The following is a 695-nucleotide window of genomic DNA, read 5'->3' as shown; positions in this document are numbered from 1 at the left end:
GGATGCGCGGGGTCAGCGGGTGGGGTGGGCGTTCGTGGGGCGGGATGTGACGGCGTTGAACGCGCAGCGGCGGGCGCTGGTGGAGGCGAACGCGCGGTTGCAGGAGCAGGTGGCGATGATCGAGGCGTTGCGGGCGGATCTGGCCGAGCAGGCGGTGCGGGATGCGTTGACGGGGTTGCACAACCGGCGGTTTCTGATGGAGGCGCTGGGGCGGGAGTTGCGGTTGGCGGCGGCGTCGGGGGAGGCGCTGAGTGTGGCGTTGCTGGACATCGATCATTTCAAGCAGATCAATGATCGTTATGGTCATGGTGCGGGTGATCAGGTGTTGATGCGGTTCGCGAAGCTGGTGGGGGGGCGGATTCGTGCGGGTGATGTGGTGGCGCGGTATGGGGGGGAGGAGTTCGTGATCGTGTTGCCGGGGGCGTCGGGGGAGCAGGCGTTGGAGCGGGTGGAGGAGATCCGGGTGTGGGTGGCGGCGGGGCGGGTGCCGGCGGGGGGTCATACGTTGTCGGTGTCGTTCAGTGCGGGGGTGGCGGCGTTGTCGGGGGGGATGGAGGCGGGGGAGTTGCTGCATGCGGCGGATGAGGCGTTGTACGCGGCCAAGCGGGCGGGTCGTAATCGGGTGATGCTGGCCGGGGGTGCCGGGGTGGAGACCGTGGCCGGTGGGGTCTCCGGGGTGGTTGAGGGTGTCGGGG

The 695-nt window shown here is 69.6% G+C and carries 1 protein-coding gene; it reads left to right on the top strand.

Features of this window, described 5'->3' with window-relative positions; genetic code table 11:
• Nucleotides 1-34 precede the first annotated feature (34 nt).
• Nucleotides 35-695: GGDEF domain-containing protein (locus IEZ07_RS35310; RefSeq protein ID WP_191898777.1), on the top strand; the 661-nt coding region annotated here is incomplete at its 3' end.

Source organism: Planomonospora parontospora (assembly GCA_014647935.1).
Taxonomy (GTDB): Bacteria; Actinomycetota; Actinomycetes; order Streptosporangiales; family Streptosporangiaceae; genus Planomonospora; species Planomonospora parontospora.
The sequence above is the reverse complement of the archived record's forward strand: the minus strand, read 5'-3'. Positions and strand labels throughout refer to the sequence as shown.